This window comes from Chloroflexota bacterium, from assembly GCA_020161265.1.
GTDB lineage: Bacteria > Chloroflexota > Chloroflexia > Chloroflexales > Herpetosiphonaceae > Herpetosiphon.
The window spans coordinates 1008192-1032930 of record JAIUOC010000001.1 but is presented as its reverse complement, the minus strand read 5'-3'; the positions used below and the strand labels follow the sequence as shown (position 1 = coordinate 1032930).

The following is a 24739-nucleotide window of genomic DNA, read 5'->3' as shown; positions in this document are numbered from 1 at the left end:
AAGTATTAAAATTCATGCAAATGCTGGCCAAGAAAACCAAAATTTGCGATGCAAGGATTGACAAAATTAGTACCATTGTATATAACAGTACCGTACTTTTAGTCAATCTCAACTGATATACTGATCGATAACGATGTCCCGTAGCAAATGCTCTTTTTTTGATCGATCGCGATTGATGCGGTTTTTTGCGCGTTAAGCGTTGAAAGACCACCACTCGCTACGGGTCACAAGCTGTTCCAGGAGGGGTCATGACCATGAAGCGGTCTATTGTTCGTTGGTTGCATGGGGTGCTCGCAGCATTCTTGTTTAGCAACCTTTGGCTTGTGGGCGCACCACCAACCACGGTGGCGGCGGCGGTTCCGGCGGTAGCCCAACCACTCACGCCAACTCAAGCTAAAGCCCTACTAGAGGCACCACGGGTAACCGATACCTTGCCGCTCAACGGCTCGACCTCGGTCAACCGTGATATTTTCATTGCAGCAAACGTGTATATTCCTAATGGCGGGCTTGACCCCCAGACCTTGACAGCAGCTTCTGTCAAATTGATTCGGGTGATTGATAGTTATGAAATCGCCGCCCGTTTAACCACCTCGGCAGCGGGCGATGTAATTATTCTCAATCCCAATGATTACCTCGACCCATTTACCCAATATCGGTTTCGGGTGAATGTGGGGGTAGCTCCAAACGATTTGCTGCTTGATATTGCAGGTGAGCCGTTTGAGGCCTATGAATCGACCTTTACGACTGGGAGTGCTGGTGGCCCTGCGGCAACTGGCAATATTCGCTTTAACAAAGTTGCAACGGGCATTACTATGCCCAATGATTCTGGCTATACTTCGTTGGCAATTGGCCCTGATGGCAAGCTCTACGCTGCCACGGTCAAAGGCCAAATTGTGCGCTATACGATTAATGGCGATGGCACGTTGGATAGCGCTGGTAGCTTAACCATCCAAACGGTGCGGACCTATACTGGTACAACCCAAGATCGCATGATCATTGGTTTGGTCTTTGATCCAGCCTCAACCCCATCCAGCCCAATTTTGTGGATTACCCACAGCCCCTATGCTCTGAGCAACGGCCCCGATTGGAGTGGTAAACTTACCCGCCTGACCGGAGCCAATCTAACCAGCGCCCAAGATTATTTGATTGGCATGCCACGTTCATCACGCGATCACCTCTCAAATAGTCTGGTGTTTGGGCCGGATGGTGCATTGTATATGACCGTTGGTAGCAATAGCGCCATGGGTCATATTGATAATGGCTGGAACTTGCGACCAGAGCATAAACTAGGCGCTGCGGTTCTACGGATCAATCAAACGGCCTTGGCCAGCGGCTCGTTACCATTGAATGTGCAAACTGAAGATGGTGGCACCTATGATCCATTTGCTGCAAATGTGCCTGTGACGATTTATGCTTCGGGTGTGCGTAATGCCTACGACTTGATTTGGCACACGAATGGCGAATTGTATACGGCAACCAATGGCTCGGCTGCTGGTGGCAATACCCCGCCAACGCCTAGCAATTTGTCAAACTATGCTCCATGTCAAAACCGGATTGACGTAGCGACCAATGGAGCCTATGTTGGCCCAGATGTGCCAAAATTATCGTCAAGCTCGAATACCCGCATTCCTGATCAATCCGATTTTCTCTATCGGGTTGCTCAAGGCGGCTATTATGGGCATCCCAACCCGCAACGTTGTGAGTGGGTGTTGAATGGCGGTAACCCAAGCTCAGCCGTCGATCCTGCTGAAGTTGCGCCAGGTGGTAGCAATGTGGGCTATCCAGTTGGCACCCAATCCGACCGCAACTATCGCGGCTTCTCATGGGATTTCGGCTTACACAAATCGCCCAACGGCACAATTGAATATAAATCAAATACCTTCAACGGCGCACTCAAAGGTAAGTTGATTGTTACGCGCTACAGCGGTAGCAAAGACTTGGTTGTGCTGACGATCGGTGCTAACAAAGAAATTATCAGCGAACAAGGTGGCCTGCCTGGAATGAAAGATTTCTCAGGGCCGCTTGATGTGATTGAAAATACCGCCAACGGTAACTTATATGTTTCCGACTATTTGGCCGAAAAAATTTATCTGCTCACACCTGATATTCAGCCTGAACCACGGATTGATATTCGCCCAGCTCGCCGCGTGTTCAATTTAGCACGGCCAACCGCTGGCTCACTCGATTCAACCACGCAAACCTTTGTTATCAGCAATACTGGTCAAGCCAATTTGAGCGTGACTGGGGTGCAATTAATTGGGCCTGAAGCTGGTTCGTTTGTGATTACCAACTTGCCAAGTTTCCCCCAAACGTTAATTCCAAGCGCAACCTTGAGCTTGAATGTGGTGATGCGAGCTAATGCAGCCACAAGTTTGGGCACAAAAGGCGCAATTATCCAAATTCAAAGCAACGACCCAATTAATCCCAAGATTGACGGAGCGCTGCGTGGTCTGGTCTATGCCAATGGCACAGAGCCATCATTGCAATGGATTCTCGATACCTATGAGTTTCCAATGAATGTTGGCGATGATGATCCATCTACTACTCCCATCCACAGCGCTAATGGTACATCGTTGGTGCTTGGCCAAGAAATTGTGGCCGATTTCTTCACCCGCGCCACAACCTCGCCAATTACCTTGGAACCATTGGCAGTCTTTGCGCCAAGTGGCCCAGCTAGTACAGCCCTAACTTTGGGTTGGTATCCAGTCAAGAGCGCTGGGGCAAATCGCACCAGTATCTTTACTGTGCCAAATGCCAGTGCTCAGCGCTTGAATCCAAGCATCAATGGCAGCTTGACCCTCGATCCAGGCTATGAATTCTTCGATTTCTATACTCAATGGCCAGCCCATGCTAATCGTTTGGTCTATGGTCAAGATAGCCTGAACAGCTTTGATGCGGCTAACCCTCACCATATGCGGGTTTATCCACTCAAAACCACTAACGATTCAACGGTTACTAATGCCTATGTGGTGGTCTTTGAAGAGGCAACCGCTGGCTTAGAATATCAAGATTTGGTTTTTATTGTGCGTAATGTGCGGCCAGTCCGCTTGCCCAGCATGAGCACGCCAATTCAAGTTAATTTCCAAAGTGCCTCGACCGCTGTGCCAGTTGGCTACATGCGCGATTGGGGTCAAGCCTTTGGCAATCGTAACGAAAAAGATCAAGGCGATGGCTCGCTGTATTATGGCTGGGTCAATCCCAACACGATCACTCCAATTCTGCTTGATACCAATGGCCGTTATCGCTTTGTTGCCAACATCGACAAGCGCTACGATTCGTTGATGCACATGCGAGCCAACGATCTTTCTGGTGGCTTTGGTGGGGTCAAAGAACCTGGCTCATGGGAAATTGCCGTTCCAAACGGGATCTACTCGGTCACAGTTGCGGTCGGTGATCCCCAAACCCAGCAAGTGCCAGAGTTTGATCGGCATACGATCAATGTTGAAGGCGTAAATGCGATTAATAACTTTGCCTCGTCGGGGGCAACTGGTGCACCAACCCGCCACTCAACCCAAACAGTTGTGGCTACGGTTACTGATAATCGCTTGACCATCGACGCTAACGGTGGGATCAACACCAAGATTAACTTTGTGACGATCACTGCCTATGTGGAGCCACCAACGCCAACCCCAACCCATACGCCAACCAACACACCAACGGCAACCAATACGCCGACGGTGACGAATACACCAACATCAACCAGCACGGCGACGGCAACCAACACCGCCACGCCATCGAACACGCCAACAATTACGACCACGCCGGTGCCAACCACGCCTGGTACGACCCAACCAACCAATACCTTTACGCCAAGCCCAACTGTTGGCCCAAGCGTAACACCTGGTACGCCAACGGCCACGGTTACCCCAACGATTACGGTCACGCCTGGTACGCCAACCGTGACAGTGACTCCAACGGTGACTGTCCCGCCAGCAACCAATCGGGTTTATATCCCAATGGTGATTTTGGGTGGGCCACAAGGCGGCTCTGGTGGCGTAACTTTTGGTCTCAAAGGCATGTATCGGCCAGCAATTGATGGTGCTATGAGCACGCGCCAATTCAATGACCAAAACTTTAGCTCAGCTATTGAAAGCGCTGTACGTCAGCTCCAAACCATGATGACCTTGCAGGTGCTGGCTGGAGCATGTTTCGGCGCTGGTCAGTTGGAAATCGAAAATGTTGAATCGCATAACGTGCCTTACAACGATTGGTTGATGTTCAGCAAGATTCAAAATCCAGCTGCTCGGAGTGGCACACGCAACTACTTCCGCAATACTGGGGTTGTGCGGGTGCGCAATACTGGTACTGGCCCGTTGATTTTGAGTAGCATGACGATCACTGGGGTTTGGACGTTGAGCGGCACCTTGAGCTTGCCAACGATTTTGCAACCAAATACCTTCCGTGATATTCGCTTGGATTTCACCCCGCCGATTGATCCAGCCAGCAACCCGCCTGGCGTTGCCCACTCGGGCCAGATGTTGTTGCGTACCAACGATGCGACTGAACCAAATAAAGTCATTCAGTTGCGCGGTTGGTGGCAAGCCCAAAACGAGGGTGACGACGAACCAAATATCCAACAAATTATGGATTTCTTTGGCTACAACGTGAAGATTGTCTATCCAGGCCAAACATGGAATGGCGACTCAGGCGCATTGACCCAAATTGGCGAAGAAGTGATTTCGCCTTACTGGACGCGCTTCGATTCGAGCAAACCTGTGCGGGTGGTGCAATTAGCTGGCCTACACCAGTGCTGTACCACCAGTACCGCCAGCGATATTGCTTGGGCGGCCCAAGGTAGCACAACCCTGCAAGAATCCAGTACCCACCATCCATCCGATGGCCAAACCTACTTGCCTCGCTTGTATGATGGCAGTGATTTGTTTGATATTAACTTGAACCCAACGGGGACGTTCCAATTTATTATCTCGCAAACCGCTTGGGGCGATCCCCAATACAACAATCCGGTTGGTAAGCACTATCTGCGGGCTTGGCCATTGCGTGATCGCAATGGAGCTTTGATTCCCAATAGTTATGTGCTCTCGATGGACTTCAACGGGATCAACTACGACTACAACGACAATGTTTATATTGTCAATAACATTCGGCCTGAGTTTGTCGCAGTTGATGATTCAACTGTGGCGGCAATGCCAGGTACACCAAGCCTGAACTTGGAGTTCAATCAAAATTATCCCAATACCTTGATTGATAACACCAGCGTTGGCACGGGCTTTCCAATCAACCAACGCAATAAAAACGATAACAAGCAGATTAGCGTTGGATCATCATATGACCCAACCCTCTTGACGATGAATACGACAGGAGCGGGCACGCTGACCTTGGTCTCGCCCGCAGGCACGCAGGATGGCACAACCAACACCCAAGTTAACGCCTTGCAACTGCCATTCAACGCGCAAGCCTCGCGCTTTGCAATTACCACGCGGATCGAAGGCAGCGTGGCGGGCTTTACCAGTGCCAATCGTCAAGCAGGCATCTTCTGGGGCATGGAACAAGATAATTATCTGAAATTGATGATTAGCTCGGCCAGCACCCAACCAGTGATTGTCTTTACCAATGAAACGAATGGCACGATCGCAACCGTGGCAACCAGCCCAGCGATTGCTAGCCCCGCCAATGTTGTGGCAACCGAATTGCGCTTGAGTGGCGATCCTAAAACTGGGATTGCAACCGCTGCCTATCGGATTATTACCGCAGCCAATCCAAACCCAAGCTTTACGACGCTTGGCCAAGTGACCCTGACCGGTGGCCGCTATCAACGCTTCTTTGATCGCAAGGTTAATGCGGGGATTGTGACCACTCACAAAACTAATACAACCTTCAATGCGGTCTTCGATAAATTTGTGATTGGCCTTGACGAAACCACCGCCACGCGGCCAGTTTTGGCACGGGTTGATGTTGGTAGCGCCAACAGCTTTACTGATAGCGCCAGCAACGTTTGGCAAGGCGATACTGGTTTATTCGAGCCAAGCAACGCAGTTGCTGAAGGCACGGGCACGCCAGCAATCGAAAATACTCTCGACGACACGTTGTATCAGACCTATCGTGGCAATGTCGGCAATGCAACTCGCACAATTACCTATAATCTGAGCGTTCCCGCCACGGTGCAAAAAGTCGATGTGCGCTTGCACTTCGCTGAACTCTTCTGGGGTGCGCCTGGTGGTGGGGCTGCTGGCCCAGGCAGACGGGTGTTTGATGTTCGTGCCGAAGGCCAAACCATCCTCGATAACTTCGATATTACTGGCTCGGTTGGGGCTGCTCGCGCTGCCGTGATTGTGCCAATCGATGGGATTATGGTGGTCGATGGTCAATTGCAACTGGCCTTTGATGCTGAAATGGACTTTGCTTCAATCTCAGCAATTGAGGTCTTTGCCAGCACAGTCAATGGCAATGTGCCACCAACCGCCAATGCTGGAGCTGATCAGCAAGTTGCGCTCAATGCTAGCGTGAATTTGACTGGCACAAGCAGCGATTATGAAAACACGACCGTAACGGGCGCTTGGACTCAGCTTGAAGGCACTGCCGTAAGCTTGTCGGGCAGCGGCAACAACCGTAGCTTTACTGCTCCGGCTAGCGCTAGTACCTTGGTTTTCCGTTTTACTGCAACCGATGCTGGAGGCGCAAGCACCAGTGACACCGTGACGATCTTAGTTGGCGATAAGCCAATCGAACAAGTTGTGGCAGTCTCGAATGGCCCATCATCGCCCAACGATGCAATTACCTTCCAAGCGGTGGTGGCTTGTGGCAGTAACGTCAACTTTGCTTGGAACTTTGGCGATGGCACGCCAGTGGTCAACGAAAGCACTGGCAAGGTGCGTCATGCCTTTGCAACCAAAGGAACCTACAACGTAACCGTGACCGCCAGCAATGGCTCAAGCAGTGTTGCAACCTCGTTGCAAGTGCAAGTCTTGCCATTGTTGACCCGCTTCAATGCTGGTGGGTTTAGCAGTGTAACCACGCCTGATGGCGTGCGCTGGGCTGCCGATAGCTACTCGCAAAACGGTAGCACCTCGAACCCAGGTAGTTTAGGGGATGTCGCCAACACTGATAACGATGTGTTGTATTACGATGATCGCTTTGCCACGGGCGCGACCACTGCAACCTTGGATTATGCGATTCCAGTGCCAACCAGCGGCCAATATACCGTGCGCTTGCACTTTGCCGAAATCTTCTTTGGCGTGACGAGCGGCGTTGCTGGCGGCACTGGCAAGCGGGTCTTCGATGTTAATCTCGAAGGAACCCGTGTACTCAACGACTACGACCCAACCCTCGCGGTTGGTGCTAAAGCCGCTGATACCCGTTTGTTCACCGTCAACGTGACTGATGGGGTGCTGAATATCAAGTTCGCACCTGAGGCTAGCCGCCCAACTGTGAGCGCAATCGAGGTTTTTGGGGCGCAAAACATGACCTTTGCTACCCCAACCGCCTTGCCATCGCCAACCAATACGCCAATTGGCACCTTCACGCCAACGCCCGAAGGCACGTTCTTCTTGAAGGTCAACTTCCAGCCCAACGATGCTGGCGCTGTGCCTAATGGCTATGTCAAGGATTATGGTCAAGGCTATGGCTTGCGCGTCGATCCAGGCCAAGGCTCTGGTTTAACCTATGGCTGGGTTGATAGTGCTGGCCAGCCCAAGAGCTTGATCGCTGATCCACGTCGCCGCAACTTCAATAGCGATATCCGCTTGGATACCTTGATGCACATGCAGTTGACGACTGGCGGCGGCAAATGGGAAGCCTCGATTCCAAACGGGGTTTACGATGTAACCGTGGCGGTCGGCGATGCTCAAGCTGGTGGTTCGGCAATGTCGCACAATGTCACAATTGAAGGCGTGGTGGCGATCAATCAATTCGTGCCGCCAGCTAACGCCTCGAATGGCGCAGCCAGCTTGCATCAAACCAACACCGTGCGGGTCACGGTCAGCGATGGTAAGTTGACGGTTGATCCGGTTGGTGGCACCAATACCAAGATTAACTACTTGCATATTAATTGGTTTGGTTCGTTGGCAACCGCTACGCCAACCAACACAGCTACGGCCACAGCCACCAACACACCAACCAACACGGCAACGGCCACGGCAACTGATACGCCAACCAATACGGCGACGGCGACAGCAACCGAAACGCCAACCAATACACCAACCAACACCAATACGCCAACTCCAAGCAACACGCCAACCAATACGGCGACCTTGGAGCCAGGTATTACGCCAACAATCACCAATACGCCAACGATTACGCCAACGCCAACTGAAACAGCCACGCCAACCACGACTGCTTCAGTTACGCCAACCGCAACGACTGGCACAGCAACCTATGTGGTCTTCTTGCCCTACACGGCAAAAGGCAACTAATCACTGAGGTTCTGCATCCGGTGGAGTGTTATGCTCCGCCGGATGTTTTTGTTTAATCGTTGAGCGCAAATATCGATTGCTGAGGGAAATGGAGATACACCGTTTGGCCAATTTCGCGGATTGTCTGAGCTGTTTCTCGTGCCACAACAGTTTGCTCGTTGGTTTGCAAGCGATATTCCCAGCGTTCGCCAAGGTAGCGCCGCTCGATAATCTGGGCTGCAATGGTTTGAGGTTGCGGCTGATGATTAATCTGAATATGCTCAGGCCGAATTGCGACATGCTGTGTATTCGGGGCGAAGTTACCGTTAAATTGACCAAGGCTACTGCAAAACGTTGGGCCTTGCATCTGCCCCGCAATAATCGCTCCAACTCCCACAAATTGGGCGGCGGCGCGGTTGGGTGGGCGCTCGAATAGTTCGATCGAGTTCAAATCGGCAATAATTTCACCGTTGATCAACAAGGCTGTGCGTTGCGCCAAGGCCAAGGCCTCGCTCAAATCGTGAGTCACAATGATGGTGGTCATGTGTAATTCGCGATGCAGCCGCGCAATCACGCCTTGCAAATTAACTCGAATTTCAGGATCAAGGCTGCTCAATGGTTCGTCGAGCAATAGCACCTTGGGCTGGACTGCCAAAGCTCGCGCAAGCGCCACGCGCTGTTGCTGCCCGCCTGAAAGTTGCTGCGGTTTGCGTTGCTGCATGCCGCCCAACTCAACTAATTCTAAAAGTTCAGCCACTTTTTGCTGAATTAACGACTTGGGTGCTTTGCGGGCCTTCAAGCCAAAGCCAATGTTTTCAGCCACCGAGAGAAACGGAAATAAATAGGGCTGTTGAAACAGCAAAACAATTTCACGTTGATGGGCTGGCACAGGATTCAGCAAATGCTCCGCCAGCCGAATCTCACCAGCATCGGCTGCTTCAATGCCTGCCAATAGTTTTAGAATCGTCGATTTGCCTGAGCCAGAAGGCCCAAGCAAGGCCAAAAATTCACCTTGGTTTAAATTTAAATTGATATTTTGAAGAATGGTCTGCTGAGCATACGATTTAGTTAATCGATCAAGTTGCAAATAACTCATGGCCGTGGCGTTGCTCCTGTTGCTGGCGAACCCAAGTAGCGAGCGACCAAGCCGAGCAACAGCAAGAGCGGCGCAATAAAAATCAGGCTTAAACTGGCAATTAGGCTATAGTTGCCGCCGCTGGCTGCTGAAAATAACAACATTGGCAGGGTAATAATTTTGCCACCGCCGATTAGCAAACTGAGCACATATTGGCTCCACGAAATTAAAAATGCCAATACACCAGCCACTACCAAACTTGGCAAGAGCAAAGGCATGCTGACACGCCAAAATACGTGCCACGGGCTAGCGCCCAAAACCGCTGCCTGATGTTCATAATTGCGATCATAGTGAGCCAAACTGCTGCCCAAGGTTAGCACCACATACGGCAAAACAGGAATCAAGTGCACCAATATCACCCCAAACAGCGTGCCAGCCAAGCCCAGCCGCAAAAATACAATGTTCAAGCCAATGCCTGTGGCAACGCTAGGCACGACCGTCGGCAGAAAAAACAAGCCGTAGATCAAGCTACGCCCGCGAAATTTCTGCAATTCCAACACGCGTGCCGCTGGATAACCGAGCAGCAGCGCTAAACCACTCACGCCTGTCGCGATGATCAAGCTTTGTTCAAACCCACGCCGCAGCTGTGGATCGCGCAATTGCCGCAGAAATAGCCCACTATCCCAGCGTTCAGGCCACAGCGCCGGAAAAAACCAGCCTTGAGCAAAGGCATACACCAAAAAAATTGCAATTGGCACAATTAAAAGGAACGCTAAAAGGAACACCAGTTTGCGATAACTCATCAGCGCTGCTCCCGCCAACGCCAAGCCAAGCCCACCACTGCCAGAATAATTAAACTCATCAGCATGCTTACGGCCATACCCTCAGCTCGCGCTTGCAAATCGGGATTCAGAAATAGCTCCAAAGCCATAGTTGCCAGCATTTCCGGGTAGCGCACCCCAACCAAGGCTGGCACTTCGTAAGCTCCAAAAATAAAACTAAACACCAACAAGCTCCCGCTGATCAGGCTCGGAGCCAAGAGCGGCCAAAGCACTAAGCGCAAACGCTGCCAACGATTGGCTCCCAAACTTTGGGCCACCAACAGATAGGCTCGCCCTTGTTGCCGTAAGGTTGCCAAGCCAATCAGCAGCAAAAATGGCACTTCTTTAGTGATATAGGCCAGAATAATTCCGATGCCCCAGCGATCGCGCACTAGCACCGGAAAATCCTTGGGCTGGTCGAGCCAACCGATGGCAAAGCCGATGCGGGCCAAGATGCCACTTTGGCTAAGTACCAACAGCAACGCCATAGCCCAAACGCTATGTGGAATCGCCAAGTGCAAATTGCTAACAATGCTTAGCCCGCGATAGTGCTGTTGGCGCTCGGCGATGCTGCTGAGCAAGCCCAAGCAAATGCAGGCTGAGCCAAGCGTGGCGGCAAGACTGACCCACAACGAAAAAAGCAGGGCTGACCACCATTGGCCGCCAAGCTGTTGGCTGAGTAAAACATTACGATAGGCCGCCAAACTCAGCTCGCGCTGATCTAAAAATGGTAGCCAGCCAAGGCTTTGGGCGATGCCATAGCCAAGGCTGCTACCAAATAAACCAAGCATAATGATGCTTGCTGGCGCTAATCCAAGCCAACTGCGCCATTTAGCCATTGCGATTACTTGCGCAACACATTGGCATCCCAGCCTTGCTCGATCAAGCTTTGATATTCGGCGGCGATATCGCTGCGCAACGATTTTGCCAAATCGCTAGCAGGCGTGGCTGGTTCGCCCAGTTGTTGGGCGGCACTCGCCAATTTGGCTGCCAAAGCCGGATCACTGACCTTGGTTGGGTCGATGCCATAGCCCAATCCAAAGCCATTTTCTGGCAAAATTTGAGCTGCTTGTAGTTCAGGGTCGAGAATCAAATTGGCTAATACCAAGGCCGCTGCTGGATTTGGCGCGGTGCTGGGAATGGCGACATAGTTGAAATCGCCGATCATATTATCATCAAAGACAAATGCTCGGGCACTTGCTGGCACTAAATTTTCCTTGATCAACGAGCCAGCTCCAGCAATCGCCTGGGTGATTGAAAAATCAACCTCGCCATTGGCAAACAAGCTATGTAATTCGTTCTCGGTTTTGGGGTAGGTGCTGCCTTCGCGCCACAAGCAGCCTTCTAAATCATTGAAATATTCCCACAACTTGGGCGACCATTGATCCCATAATTGCTGATTGAACGGGCCGAGCCATTGTTCAGCGCCGCCGCTGACCTCAAATAAGGCTTGTTTGACAAAGCGCGTGCCTTGAAATGCGCCTGGGCCAGGTGCGATATAGCTGACTTTGCCCGGATTGGCGCAGGCATACTCCTTGAGCGCAGCATACGAACGGGGCAAATCGCTGGCTTGAAGCTTCGCCGAATCGTAAATCAACTGAAATTGGGCCGATGACCATGGGCTTTCGAGGCTTTCAACTGGCTCGCCAAAATCGAGATTGACTGCGGGATTGTTCCAGTTGACATATTGACTGTTGGGTAAGCTTTGGCCCCAATCGCCGCGCAATAATTTGGCCTGTTTCAACGAAGCAAAATTCTCGCCGTTGATCCAAATTAAATCGACAGCGCCGGTGGTTTTGCCTGCCTCTTTTTCGCTGAGCAACTGATTGACCACATCGACGGTATCGGCGACTGGCACGCGATTGAGCGTAATGTTGTAGCGTTCTTTGAGCGCCTTGCCATAAAATTCATCAACAAAACGATTGATGCTATCCGAGCCACCCCACATATACCAATTGACCGTTTGGCCGTTGGCGGCTTGCTCAATGCTGGCCCAATTGCTTAGATCAAGGCTGGTGCTGCTGGGAGCGCTGGTTGGCGTAGCGGCGTTGCTGCCACAACTGGCGATAATCAGGCTCAAAAGGCCAATTAACCAACCCAAATTCCAAACCCGTTTGCGTGCTGTTACTTGCATAAGTGTGTGTTTAACCTCGGCTAGGCCGCTGGTTTAGCGGCTTCACGGCGCTTAAGCCAGCGCGAAATCGCGATACTGATAATAAAAATAACGATCGAGCCAGCAAAGGCCCATGGATTGAACGAAAATTCAGCTTTGGTAAAATCGCCTTCAAACGATGAGCCAAATAGCACAAAGGTTAGCGTGCCAGGAAACGAGCCGAGCATAGTTGCCAGCAAAAATTGCTTCCAGTTGATCCGCAAAATGCCCGCCAGATAATTAACTAAATCGTAGGGCAAAAAGATCAAGCGCATCAACATAATCGTTTCAAAGCTGTTGCGGCGTAAACGCTCGATATAGCCATTTACGATGCCGGTTTGATTTTGGTTTTGTTCTGGCTGGCCGAAAAACCGCCCAATCGTATAGGCCACTAGTGCCGAGCCATTGGCCCCAATCACGGTGTAAATCAAGCCCCAAACGCTGCCAAAGACACTGCCGCCAGCAAGGGTCAAAAATGTCGCTGGGAAGAAAATCAACGGGCGCAGCAGATATACGCCAATATAAATCAACACACCCACATCGCTTTTGAGCAGCTCGATTAATTGACCAACCGCTGCCGCAGGCGAAAGCTGATTGCGCCATGAATACCAGAGATAGCCGCCAACCAGCAACACCCAAAACCCCGCAGCGAGCAATTTTTGCCAATGGCGTTGCCAAAACGATTTGGTCGATGTCGATGTGCTAGTGGTCATGGCGTGGTTCCTCGCGAAGATAGCGTTTGGCCCAAAGCAAGCGCTGGCCAATTGTAACGACAACCAAGGCCGTCATTAGCTGAAATAAGCGGCTCAAGTGGTTGGGGAGCGCAATAAATAGACTGAAGAACAATACTGTTTCAGTGCCTTCGATCAAGCCACTGGGCATGGCAATGCTGGTCATGGCTGCTTGAGCTTTGGCTCCTTGTTGGCGTTTTTCTAAAATTGCCGCCAAATAGGCCCACGAAATCGCATTGACATAAAAGCTGCTGATCAGGCCAATAGCAGCTAAGGCATTGCCAAACGTCGGCTGCCCCGCCACCAAGCCAATTGGCAGCAAAGCATAAATAATCACATCAAGCAGAATATCGATGTAGCCACCTAAATCGCTTTGCTGGTTGCTCAGCCGCGCAACTGTGCCATCAAGCCCATCGAGCAGCCGATTGAGCAGCCAACAGCCAAAGCTGGCCCAATAAATCTGCTGCCAAGCGCAGATTGCTGCTGCCAAGCCGCAACCAAAGGCTGCTAAGGTGATGATAGTTGGGTGCACTCGCTGGAGCCGTTGGGCGATTGGGGCTAATAATTGCTCTTTGGGTTGGCGTAAAAACTGATCGACCATCGCCTATAGCTCCTTGTAACGATCGAAGCTATCGTAGCTTAAAGATTGAGGCTAAATTCTTAACAGTTGATGATCTATCGGTTGCATACCCTCGCCCCGACCCCTCGCCCACTGCGGTAGGTGAGGGGCTTTTGTCTTGGTTGTTGGGGCTAAAAGCAACCCATTAGCGAGGATTAAAGATTAGGCTTATTGATGTTCTGCTTGCCAGTTTTCGCGCACGGCAACGACTTGCTCTTGGTTGGCGCGGACATCGCCAGTACGATCGTTCAAGCTCGCCAGCCATGCTTGGCCTTCGGGCGACGTGTACCATTGCACGGTTTCTAAAAAGCCTTGTTGGAACGAATAACGTGGCTGCCAGCCCAACTCACGCTTGATTTTGCTCAAATCCATGGCATAACGGCGGTCGTGGCCTGGGCGATCGGCGACAAATTCCACGCTATTTTCAATGGTCAACGAGCGATCTAAATATTCGCTCATAATATCGAGCATGGTTTCGACCAGGTGATAGTTGGAAAGCTCAGCCTCGCCGCCAATCCCATAGGTTTCGCCAATCCGGCCTTTTTGAATCACCAACGCGATCGCTTCACAGTGATCTTGCACATGCAACCAATCGCGGATGTTACGGCCTGGAATGCCCTCGGCATCGGTATAAAGTTTAACCTTCTGGCCTGCCAACAACAGCGCAATCGAGCGTGGAATTAACTTTTCAGGAGTTTGGAATGGGCCATAATTGTTGGTGCAGTTGGTGATGGTGATTGGGTATTTGTGGGTGTGGGCAAAGGCTCGCACCACATGATCCGAGGCTGCTTTGCTGACCGCATAAGGGCTGCTGGGATTATACGGATAGGTTTCGTGGAATTTTTGGGGGTCATCAAAGGCTAAATCGCCAAACACTTCATCGGTCGAAACATGGTGAAAATGACCAACTCCAGCCTCGCGTGAAGCTCGTAGCAAGCTGGCAGTACCCTCGATATTCGAGCGATAAAATTGGCGCTCCATTTCAAACTCACCCAACGAGCGATCAACGTGAGTTTCGGCGGCAAAGTGTACCACCAAATTAACTCCCGCCAATACCTTGAGCATGGTTGGATAATCGCAAATATCAGCCTGCACAAATTGGCAATTGGCGCGTTCGTGGTAGCCTGCCAAATTGCTCAGATGGCCGGCATAGGTCAGGGCATCAATTACCACAACCTCATCAGCTGGGTTTGTATCCATCCAATACCGCACAAAGTTGGAGCCAATAAAGCCTGCCCCGCCGGTAACTGCAATGCGCATAAAAATCTTGGAACCTTTCTATCGTTGGAATGCCTGAATTGTCGTCAATAGTCGCTGCATTGTGGATGATAGCGGGGTAGTTGTCAACTTGGTGAGGTCTAGAAACTTGCTAAATTCACCATGCGGCGCTGGGGAGGCGGTTGACGCTTGCCTCGTAGGGTATGCCCTAAAATTGAGCCAGCACCCTCAGCGTAAAATGAGGGTGCTGGCCAGCCAAAGCTGCTTACATTTTGGGCTGGGTTAGACTGAATGTATTGCCAAAGGGATCTTTGAAGGTTGCTTCGATGCCGTAAAATTGCTCTTGTGGTGGAGCCACGAATTCAACTCCACGCTCCTTAAGCTCAGCGTAAGCGCCATGACAATCGGCGGTTTGGAAAACACCTGGACCAATCACGCCACTTTGTAAAACTGAACGCATTTGACCAACGACCTCAGCGCTCATCATCGTGCCACCTTCTGCAACCTCGAACAGCACCAAATCAAGTTCAGGCTGGGTTTTGGGGCCGACCGTCAACCAACGAAAACCATTATCTAGTTTCATGTCCATGCGTACTTCAAAACCTAGTTTGTTGACATAAAAATCATAAGCCAAATCGTGGTCAAGCACATAAATCGTGGCATGCGAAAGTTTGGTGATCATTGAGTTGCTCCTACTACATCATTACGAACATTTGTTCATATAGCAAGTATAGGCTGATCGGCGGTCAAAAACTTCTTGAAAATTGCGCATTTAGTGCTTGTAGCTCAAACCAATGCCAAAAATAGTGAGATAGCATGAGGGTACAAAGCGTCGAGATAGGCTGAAACCTTGGAAGTTGCGGCGACGATAGTGGCTGGGCGCATGGCCAGTGCTGCGTTGAAACAGACTACTAAACGAGCCGAGGCTCTGAAAACCAACCGCAAAACAGACCTCGGTTACTGATAAATCGCTGGCGACCAGCAACTCACGCGCTCGCTCGAGCCGCCGATGAATCAAATATTGGTGAGGGGTAATGGCAAAATTGCGTTGAAAAAGCCGCAAAAAGTGATATTGCGAAAAGCCAATTTGCTCGGCTAGCTGTGGTAACTCTACGTGCTCGGCATAGGTGCCATCGATATATTGGCGGGCTTGCCATAATAACTGCTTGGTTGCTGCTGATGCGAGTTTCATGCCACCCCCAAATACAGCTATTATAGCAAACCCATGACTAAAATCAATACATTTGTTCGTATTTTTGATTAGCGCAACACAAATACCTTGCCACCAGAGCCAGGCACTTCGATTGTGGCCATACCTTCGGGAGTTTCACGATCGTAGTTATAAACCCATTCGTGCCATAAGCCACCAACCGGGAAATGCACCTCAAGGTATTGCAGGGTGATGCCAAAATTGACCACGACAATCACATGTTCGCTGCCATCGTCGGACCAGCGATAGTAGGCCAACAACTTACGCTCAGCATCCATGGCGACTGGCCGAATATTATTGCCAACCAAGGCCTTCGATGAGGTGCGCAATTGGATCATGCCACGATAGAAGGCGTGTAAATCAGTGCCCTCAGCTGTTTGCAATAACTCCCATTTCAGCACATTCTTGTCGATTGTGCGTTCGGTATCCATACCAAATTCTTGGCCATGGTAGAGCATGGGCACACCAGCAGCAGTAAATAGTACAATTGCGCCCAACCTCGATTTCAAATAAGCAGTTTCGCGGCTGATATTTTCGTTGGTTTGTGCTTCGTAGATAATCCGCTGCTCATCATGTGATTCAAGATAATTGATCGCTTGGGCATTATCGTTATAGCCAGCATTGCGAAAATCGATAATCCCCAGCGTGGCCTCAACATTGCCATACTGATTGCCCTCGAAATCGCCTTCGCGCAAGTTGGCAAACATTTGCGAATGAAACGAACGATGCCACGATGAATCCATATCAGTTTGATCGACCATGGTGGTGTAATCTTGGAGATTTTCGGCAATCAAATAGACATGGGGCTTGATTTGGCGAGCTTGCCAGCCCAAGAATGAAACCCCATTCTCGCCATCAAAGCCAATTCCCTCGGCGTGATCGTAGCGAAAACCATCGATGTGCATATCACTGAGCCAATAGGTTTGCACATCGCTGAGCAATTGCTTGACTGCTTCGTTCCAATGGTTCAAATCGGGGAAGCCCCATGGATTGCCGTCGCTGCTAAAGAAAGGGCTTTGATCGTAGGGATACAAATAGTTAATCGGGCTAGAGTGATCGACATGATTAAACACCACATCCAAAATCACCCCAATGCCGTGTTGGTGGGCCGTATCGATTAACTCGCGCAAATCGGCAGGCGTGCCATAGGTCGATTCGGGGGCAAAGAAATAGGCCGGATTATAGCCCCACGAACGATCGCCAGGGAATTCAAACAAGGGCATTAATTCAAGCGCATTCACCCCTAAATCTTGAAGATAAGGAATTCGTTCAGTGACGGCTTTGAAGCTGCCAGCTTCGCTAAAATCGCCAACATGCAATTCATAAATCACCAATTCATTCAGCGGACGAATGCCAAAACCAGCGTCATGCCACTCGTAGGCTGGCTCGCCAACATGAATAATCGCCTGCGGCTGATCGCCACCAGCCCAGCGCAATTCACGAGCATAGGGGTCACCGATGATCGTTTCGCCGTCAATCACAAATTGATAAGCATATTCGCCTGCGGCTAAACCTTCTTTGATAATCCACCAAATCCCGCGATCTGAAATATTTAATGGATCAGCGGTTTGGTTCCAATCATTAAACGAGCCAATTAAATGGACACTCTGCTTCCACGGTGCATAAAGGCCAAAGGCCACCGAGCCATTGCCTAAATCGCGTGCACCCATCCAAACCCCATCGGGCAAACTAGCCACAGTTGGCGAAGCATCAGGATTGGCTTCGTTTTGCATATATGTGAACCTCATCAACTAGCTAAATCACTAGCTACCACTCTAGATTAATAATTTTCAAACTCCACATAGCAGAGTCTATGCCACAAATGCAGGCTTTGGCAAACCAATTAATCCCAATTTGGGCACCAAAGATCAGGTCGTGACCCGATGTCAAGCCCTTTTGCGGTGATTAAACTAGCTATACGCCCGCCACAGCATCGATTTATAGGAGTGAGCCAATGATGTTGCACGCCAGCAACGAACCAGCCCTTGATGATGGGCTGCAACGTTATCTTAATGAAATTGCTGAAACTCCACTCCTGGCGGCAGAAGAGGAGCAAAAGCTAACTCAAATTGTCCATGTAGCGCGTCAAGCTCAGCCAACCCCAGCCTGTCGAATTGAACGTTGCCCAAGTTGTGCCCTATTTGAGCAATGTGTTACCAAACTCAAAGAGCCAGCCCACGAGCAACTGGTACGGGCTAATTTACGCTTGGTCGTCAGCATCGCCAAGCGCTATCGTGGCTTTGGCCTGCCCTTCCAAGATTTAATTCAAGAGGGCAATATTGGCCTAATGAATGCGATCGAGCGCTTTGATGCTACCAAAGGCGTGCGCTTCTCGACCTATGCTACATGGTGGATTCGCCAAGCGATCACACGTTCGCTGGCCAACCAAGGGCGGCTGATTCGCCTGCCAGTGCATCGCTGGGAGCTGTTGATTAAAGTGCGGCGGATCGAAACCAAATTACTGCAAGCGCTAGGCCGCGAACCAAGTGCCCATGAAATTAGCACCGCCTTGGGTGTCCCCGAAGAAAAAATTTGCGATTTACTCAGCATCGCCCAAGTGCCAATCTCGCTGGCAACCCCTAAAAATGAAGAAACCGATATGTTGCTTGGCGATAGTTTGCCCGACGAAGATTGGGAAGACGAACTCGAATGTCTGCTGACCAGTATTGATGCCCAATATACTCGAGCTATGCTCAACCAACTTTCCGATCAAGAGCAAGAAGTGTTGACGCTGCGCTATGGCTTAAAAGATGGTAAAAGCCGTTCACTCTCGGAAGTCGGCGCAGTGGTGGGCCGCACTCGCCAGCGGATTCAACAAATTGAGGCTGGTGCATTGCAAGTTTTGCGCACGCAGTTATCACAATAGCTGAGTTTGAACGATGAATAGCTATTTAATGGTCGCAGGATTACTCACGGTGCTGATGGCGTTAGCCCATAGCATTTTTGGTGAACAATTGATCTTGCGGCCATTAGCACGTCAAATCCAAACTACGCCCAATCGCTTACTCCAATCGCGGCTGCCAACCTTACGGTTTACTTGGCATATCACCAGTGTACTCGGCTTGGGCATGGCCTGGCTTTTTTTCGATTGTGCTCAACAATCCCAACTCAATCCTAGCCAAATTTTACTGCTGCGCACCAGTTCAATTACCTTCATTGTTTGCTTTGGCATTGCCCTGATTGGCTCACGGGCTAAACATCCCTCATGGATCATCTTCTTAATTATTGCTGGGCTGACATGGTTCAGTAGCACCACCTAAAATCAGCTATACTACTCGCACAAATGAGCTGTTTATTAAGTGGGTGTTTATGTCAAAAATTCTGAGCGCTGAATTTCATCAACGGCATTCGTTGGTGGTTGCCCGCGAGCTTTTAGGGTGTAGTCTCGTGCGCCGCTTGGCAACTGGTGAAGAATTACGCGGGCGGATCGTTGAAACCGAAGCCTATACCCCTGATGATCCTTCGTGCCATGCCCATCGTCGCAATACCCCGCGTGCTCGTTCAATGTTTGAGCTTGGTGGCATCAGTTACGTCTACATTATCTATGGCATCTATCATTGTTTAAATGTAGTAACTCAAGGCCTTGGCGAAGGCGCAGCCGTGCTAATCCGAGCGATCGAGCCGTTGAGCGGTAGTACAACGATGGCCCAACTCGCCCAAAAAGATTCTGCTACGCCCATGCGAATTGCTAGCGGGCCAGGCATGATTTGTCGCGCCTTAGCAGTTGATAAAAGCCTTGATGGCGTTGATCTCAGTTCGCAACAAGCTGGCTTATGGTTCGAACAAGGCCCAAGTTTGCCAGATTCGGCAATTTTGCAAACTCCGCGGATTGGGATTAATAGCGATCCGCATACCGTGGCTGCACCATGGCGCTTAATCGTGGCTGATTCAAAAGCATTGAGTGGCACACGTCGCCAAAATCAAGGGCAAGCGTATCAAGCACAGCCCGATTGGTTCCAAAAAGAAGCTATCTAGCTATTTTAAAAGCCATTTGACACAAATCCACCTTTTATGTCATTATTAAGCTGTTCGTGGTATAACAACCAACACACTACCATGACTCCCCAGAGCAGGATACGGTTAAGATTTTGGCAATAGCCTACCGTCGAGGGCTATTACCACCCTTTTAGCACGCTAGTGTTGGAGGATTCATGGCCGCACAAATCGTCCAGGCTGATTTTGAAGTAATGGATCAAATTGCTCAACGCCTCAGCAAAAATGCTGAGAGTGTTACGGCAATGCAAAATACGCTCAAACAAACCATTGAAAGTTTACGGTCAACTTGGGTCGGTGATGCATCGGTTGCCTTTCAAAACGAAATGCAAGCTGATCTTTTGCCCGCCGTTCAACGCCTGATCAATGCCTTCCAAACTGCTCAAAGCACAACCTTAGAAATCAAGAAGGTTTTGCAAGAAGCCGAACAAGAGGCTGCCAATTTGTTTAAAGGCGACCCAACTGGTGGCTCAGCTAGCACCCAAAGTGCTGGTGCTTCTGGTGGTGGCGGTGGCGGTGGCGGCGATACAGCCGCAGCCAGCGCTAGCCCAAGTAATGTAGGCTTTATGGCTGCTGGCACCAGCAGTGCTTCCGCAAGTGGCAGTGGTGGCGGCGGTGGCGGTGGTGGCGGTGGCGGTGGCGGTGGCGGTGCAGCCTCGGCCCAAGCAAGTGGTGGCGGCGGCGGTGGTGGTGGCGGTGCAGCCTCAGCTCAACCAACCGGACAACAACCCAAGGCTACCAGTGGTGGTGGCGGCGGTGGCGGTGGTGGCGGCGGAACAGCCTCAGCTCAACCAACTGGTGGTAATGCAGCCGCTGCGGGCAATGCAAGCCTTGGTAAACTCTCTGAAAAATACGAAACTGGTGGCCGTGGCCCAGGTACCGTTTCATCGGGCAAAGGCGATCTTGGCGGCGCTTCGTATGGCTCGTACCAAATGACCAGCCAAACTGCCATCAAGAAAGATGGCAAAATTGTCTTTGTTAACGGCGGACGGGTCGCTGAATTTTTGCGCAACCCTGCTGGCGCACAATATGCTGAAGAATTTAAGGGCTTGAAGCCTGGTAGCGCTGAATTTACCGCTAAGTGGAAGCAAATTGCTGCTCGTGATCCACAAGGCTTTGCTGCTGCCCAACATCAGTATATTGAAAACACCCACTATCAGCCTCAAGTCAACAAGCTCAAGGCAGCTGGCTTTGATGTAAACAACTATTCGCCAGCAGTGCGCGACGTTGTTTGGTCAACGTCAGTCCAACATGGCCCAGGCGCAAGCGTGATCACCAATGCGCTCCGTGGCAAAGATCTGAGCCAAATGAGCGAATCGCAAATTATCAATGCGATTTACACCGAACGTAGCAAAACCCTCGATAATGGGCGCTTGGCCTATTTCAAAAATACCAGCGATGCTGGGGTTATTCAAGGCTTGAAAAACCGCTTCGTCAACGAACGTAAAGATGCCTTGAACATGTCGGCAAATCACTAAATCCCGGTCTTTTTTTACAAACGCCCCGCACGATCAAACGATCGGCGGGGCGTTTGCTTGGTTAAGCGCGTTGCTTATGGAATAATATACCAAACATTATCAACTTTTTTCATTTTTGAGGTGCTGCTACCCGATGAGCCGAAGCCATCGGTCGCCATATCGGTTTTTTGTTCTTGACCCATCACCGACATGCTCATCGTGCCGCTGGCGATTTTGATTTCAGCATCGTCGCCACTTTCTGAAACTTTCTCAACTTTGAGGTTTTCGACCTTGACGTTTAATTCAGCGCCAAGCGAACCCAATTGTTGCAATGAAGTTAAGATTTCGGCTTTTTGGGCGGCTTGTTGCTCAGGCACGAAATATTTTGAAAGGGTATCGGCCCATTTTTCTTGGGTTGCAGCTTCGCTCAGCTTGGTATCGTTGAATGCAGCCACAAAATCGTTAAAGAATTTTTCGGCCCGAACTTCGGGAGCTTCGGCGGCTGAACCACCACAAGCAGCCAAAACACCCATCACCATCAACAACATCAAGCCTGATGCCAAACGACGAACCAGTTTCATAATGCGTTTCCTCACAGACCCTATTGATAGGGTAAAATTTCCACAGTCGCAAGCATAGCAGCACTGTCAAGGGGTTAACAAGCTGATTGGATTTGGTGGTGCATCAATCGTTGCCACTACCAACCCCGCATATGCTGACAGCCCAAGGCTAGGGTAGCCAACCGTTGCAGCAATTTGATCGCCATAAAACACTGCAAATTGGGTTGGCTGATGCGTCGATTGATGATGTTCTGCGATAAGTTCGCGGATATAGTTGAGTTCTTCTGGTTCATACAGCGGCAAAACTTGGCCTGCAAAGCGCGTAACCGCCCCTTCTTGACGCAACATTTCGGCCAAGTTTCGGGCCTCGCCGTGGATCAAACAATAGGCAGCACGATAAAGCACAGCACGGATTGATTGTGCAATCAAGGCTGGAGTGGGGACGCTGCTTGTCCAGCTATAGACGGGCAACCATGTATTTTTTGGATTGGGCATAAGATTAAAGCGATAATCCCAATCGGTAAAATGCTGCTGCGTCCAACCGCCCATAAGATCATCAACGACCACCAAGGTCATGCGCAGAGCTACATCCAGCGGCGGAAAATCGGCCTGAATCTCGGCAAGGGTTTGCTGGGCAATTGCCTCAGCATCAAACGCCAACAGTGCCTCGTAATGGGCTGGTACATGCTGCTTGCCCATTGGGTTAAGCGCTGCAAATGGCCAGTCGATGCCATCACGTTGGGCATTGAGCATGCTCGCGGTGTAGGCCTCGAAACGGGCTAGCCCCCGTGGAATATCGTACAATGCCCGTTGGCGTAACAAACTTGGTACATATTCAACCTGCATTCAATCTCCTTAATTTGGTTATGCTTCAAGCCGCATGTTCAAGAAGTCGTTCAAGTTGGGTTGAAATTACTTAATAATTGCTTAATAATTTTCATGCTGTGTTTAATTCAACAAGAACGTTGGATGGATTTGTAAGGCTGTCGTAACCAAGCTAGTTGTACTTTTTTCAAGTGTGGCATACAATAGAGTGAGATCGCTACGCCATTATCGCGCTCCATGTACCACAGAAAGGATGCAGCGATGCCCCCAATTCAAAAAGCGTTTGTTATGGTTGTCGAAGATAACGCCGATAACATGTGGATTATTACCGAAATGCTGAATGATGACCCGCGCGTGCGTTATTGCAACGTTCGGCCATCAGGTAAGCAACTTTTCGCATTTATGGCCAAAAATGACGTTCCACCAATTAATTTAGTCTTGCTTGATTTAAATTTGCCTGGTGATGACGGATATAGCATTCTCGAAAAGATTCGGGTTCATCCAAAATTAAGCAATGCCATCGTGGTTGCAGTCAGTGCCGATAATACCGCTGAAGATGTTGCTAAAGTTCGCGCTTCGGGGTTCGATGGGTTTATTGGTAAACCCTTACGTCATGATCGGTTTCCAGAACAATTACAACGGGTAATGGATGGCGAGGCAGTCTGGGAGCCAGATTAGGCAACGGTAGGCCGAGGGACGCAAAATGGGTGCGCTCAGTGGGTTGAGTTCACCCATTAATTGTTTAAGCAACCATGTGATGATCACGCGATCCGGCTAGTTGGAAGGCTAAACGTAGGGCATGTTGTAAATCGTTGGTGGTGCGGGTGCAGGCCAAATTCATGCCCAACGAGACCAAAATTTGGGCGACATCAGGTGAAATGCCACACAAGATAATTTGGGTTCCCAGCAAACGCGCCGATTGTGCTAACTGCAACAAACTATTGGCGGCCACATAATCGAGCGCGGCGATCCCTGTAATGTCAATAATACAGACCGTCGCATGGTTTTGGCTGATCGTCATCAGCACATTGGCGGTAATTTGGCTGGCTCGTTCTTCGTCAACTGTACCAATCAAGGGCAGCAACATCACGGCATCGGCAATTTGCAATAACGGAGCCGAAAGCTCGCGAATGGTTTGCAGGAGTTGCTCTTGTTGTTGATAAACATCAGTCAAGCGGGTGAGGGTTTGCTCAAGTTGGGCATTGGCTTGAGCTAAATCGTGCTGCTGTTGCTGATCGCGCAAGCGCCCAAGCGTAATTGCCAAGGCGCTGCCAATTCGGTTGGCAAAAATGTTGAATAGCGAAACTTCGACGGTGCTGAATGTTTGGCCCTTCAAACGCCCAGCATAGATCCAGCCCAGCAACGCGCCTTCGTTCCAAATTGGCAAGCCGATCGCCGCTTGCATTGGGTACTGGCCTTGCAAGGGGTCGGTGGGCCATGGCAAGCTTTCGCCAGCCTGCCAGGCATGGCTATAATCGCCGAGTTGCTGTGGTTGTTCAAGCTCAATGCTTGGCAAAACGCGCTTGAGCCGCACGCCACGGCAGGCCTTCGCCACCAAGGTTAATGGTGATTCGAGCACATAGCAGACCGCAACTTCGCAGGCAAACAACCTGGTTACTTTATCCAGCGCAACATCCAAGGTTGCCTCAATCGTTGTGAGCGTTAAAGGCAGCGATGAAATTTCATAGAGGATGGCAAGTTCGATTTCACGATTGAGCATACAAGGTTCA

The 24739-nt window shown here is 50.4% G+C and carries 18 protein-coding genes and 1 pseudogene; 6 read left to right on the top strand and 13 right to left on the bottom strand.

The features are described from left to right. Positions 1 to 254: 254 nt before the first annotated feature. Positions 255 to 8369, top strand: coding sequence for a PKD domain-containing protein (locus LCH85_03720; GenBank protein MCA0351083.1), 8115 nt, complete (start codon positions 255 to 257; stop codon positions 8367 to 8369). Positions 8370 to 8421: 52 nt separating this feature from the next. Here LCH85_03720 and LCH85_03715 read toward each other — a convergent pair whose 3' ends face one another. From LCH85_03715 to LCH85_03670, 10 genes are all read right to left on the bottom strand, one after another. Next, positions 8422 to 9444 (bottom strand): ABC transporter ATP-binding protein, encoded by a 1023-nt coding sequence (locus LCH85_03715; GenBank protein ID MCA0351082.1) that lies wholly within the window; start codon positions 9442 to 9444, stop codon positions 8422 to 8424. Then, positions 9441 to 10226, bottom strand: coding sequence for an ABC transporter permease (locus LCH85_03710; GenBank protein ID MCA0351081.1), 786 nt, complete (start codon positions 10224 to 10226; stop codon positions 9441 to 9443). The genes LCH85_03715 and LCH85_03710 overlap by 4 nt, the downstream gene beginning before the upstream one ends. Continuing rightward, a complete protein-coding gene (locus tag LCH85_03705; GenBank protein MCA0351080.1) occupies positions 10226 to 11083 on the bottom strand; it encodes an ABC transporter permease subunit in 858 nt (285 codons plus the stop codon). The genes LCH85_03710 and LCH85_03705 overlap by 1 nt, the downstream gene beginning before the upstream one ends. 5 nt (positions 11084 to 11088) lie before the next feature. Then, the gene (locus tag LCH85_03700; protein ID MCA0351079.1) at positions 11089 to 12378 is read right to left on the bottom strand and encodes an ABC transporter substrate-binding protein; all 1290 of its coding nucleotides are present in this window, start codon (positions 12376 to 12378) and stop codon (positions 11089 to 11091) included. 20 nt (positions 12379 to 12398) lie between these two features. Next, complete coding sequence (locus LCH85_03695; protein MCA0351078.1) at positions 12399 to 13109, bottom strand: TVP38/TMEM64 family protein; 711 nt, start codon at positions 13107 to 13109, stop codon at positions 12399 to 12401. Then, the gene (locus LCH85_03690) at positions 13099 to 13728 is read right to left on the bottom strand and encodes a CDP-alcohol phosphatidyltransferase family protein (GenBank protein MCA0351077.1); all 630 of its coding nucleotides are present in this window, start codon (positions 13726 to 13728) and stop codon (positions 13099 to 13101) included. Before LCH85_03690 ends, LCH85_03695 begins: the two co-directional genes overlap by 11 nt. 186 nt (positions 13729 to 13914) lie before the next feature. Beyond that, a complete protein-coding gene (gene rfbB / locus LCH85_03685) occupies positions 13915 to 15006 on the bottom strand; it encodes a dTDP-glucose 4,6-dehydratase (protein ID MCA0351076.1) in 1092 nt (363 codons plus the stop codon). Between the two features lie 223 nt (positions 15007 to 15229). Continuing rightward, entirely contained in the window at positions 15230 to 15646 is a 417-nt protein-coding gene (locus LCH85_03680; protein ID MCA0351075.1) for a VOC family protein, read from the bottom strand. 90 nt (positions 15647 to 15736) lie between these two features. Further along, positions 15737 to 16156, bottom strand: a complete 420-nt coding sequence (locus tag LCH85_03675; GenBank protein MCA0351074.1) for an AraC family transcriptional regulator — start codon at positions 16154 to 16156, stop codon at positions 15737 to 15739. A gap of 68 nt (positions 16157 to 16224) precedes the next feature. Beyond that, positions 16225 to 17907: an alpha amylase C-terminal domain-containing protein gene (locus tag LCH85_03670; GenBank protein MCA0351073.1), complete on the bottom strand. Its 1683-nt coding sequence runs from the start codon at positions 17905 to 17907 to the stop codon at positions 16225 to 16227. 221 nt (positions 17908 to 18128) lie between these two features. On the opposite strand from LCH85_03670, the gene LCH85_03665 reads away from it, so the two are divergent. From LCH85_03665 to LCH85_03650, 4 genes and pseudogenes are all read left to right on the top strand, one after another. Beyond that, positions 18129 to 19040, top strand: a complete 912-nt coding sequence (locus LCH85_03665; GenBank protein MCA0351072.1) for a sigma-70 family RNA polymerase sigma factor — start codon at positions 18129 to 18131, stop codon at positions 19038 to 19040. 13 nt (positions 19041 to 19053) lie between these two features. After that, entirely contained in the window at positions 19054 to 19434 is a 381-nt protein-coding gene (locus LCH85_03660; GenBank protein ID MCA0351071.1) for a hypothetical protein, read from the top strand. Between the two features lie 49 nt (positions 19435 to 19483). Beyond that, positions 19484 to 20149 carry a DNA-3-methyladenine glycosylase gene (locus LCH85_03655; protein MCA0351070.1) on the top strand — a complete coding sequence of 222 codons (666 nt, stop codon included), beginning with the start codon at positions 19484 to 19486 and terminating at the stop codon, positions 20147 to 20149. A gap of 176 nt (positions 20150 to 20325) precedes the next feature. After that, positions 20326 to 20610: pseudogene (locus LCH85_03650) on the top strand (WXG100 family type VII secretion target). A gap of 1109 nt (positions 20611 to 21719) precedes the next feature. On the opposite strand, the gene LCH85_03645 reads toward LCH85_03650, so the two are convergent. Together LCH85_03645 and LCH85_03640 are read right to left on the bottom strand one after the other, a co-directional pair. Further along, a complete protein-coding gene (locus tag LCH85_03645; GenBank protein MCA0351069.1) occupies positions 21720 to 22205 on the bottom strand; it encodes a hypothetical protein in 486 nt (161 codons plus the stop codon). Between the two features lie 66 nt (positions 22206 to 22271). After that, positions 22272 to 23030: a hypothetical protein gene (locus LCH85_03640; GenBank protein ID MCA0351068.1), complete on the bottom strand. Its 759-nt coding sequence runs from the start codon at positions 23028 to 23030 to the stop codon at positions 22272 to 22274. Between the two features lie 240 nt (positions 23031 to 23270). On the opposite strand from LCH85_03640, the gene LCH85_03635 reads away from it, so the two are divergent. Beyond that, positions 23271 to 23687, top strand: coding sequence for a response regulator (locus LCH85_03635; protein ID MCA0351067.1), 417 nt, complete (start codon positions 23271 to 23273; stop codon positions 23685 to 23687). 64 nt (positions 23688 to 23751) lie between these two features. Here the strand turns inward: LCH85_03635 and LCH85_03630 are convergent, their stop codons facing one another. Then, the gene (locus LCH85_03630; protein ID MCA0351066.1) at positions 23752 to 24729 is read right to left on the bottom strand and encodes an STAS domain-containing protein; all 978 of its coding nucleotides are present in this window, start codon (positions 24727 to 24729) and stop codon (positions 23752 to 23754) included. Positions 24730 to 24739: the final 10 nt, after the last annotated feature.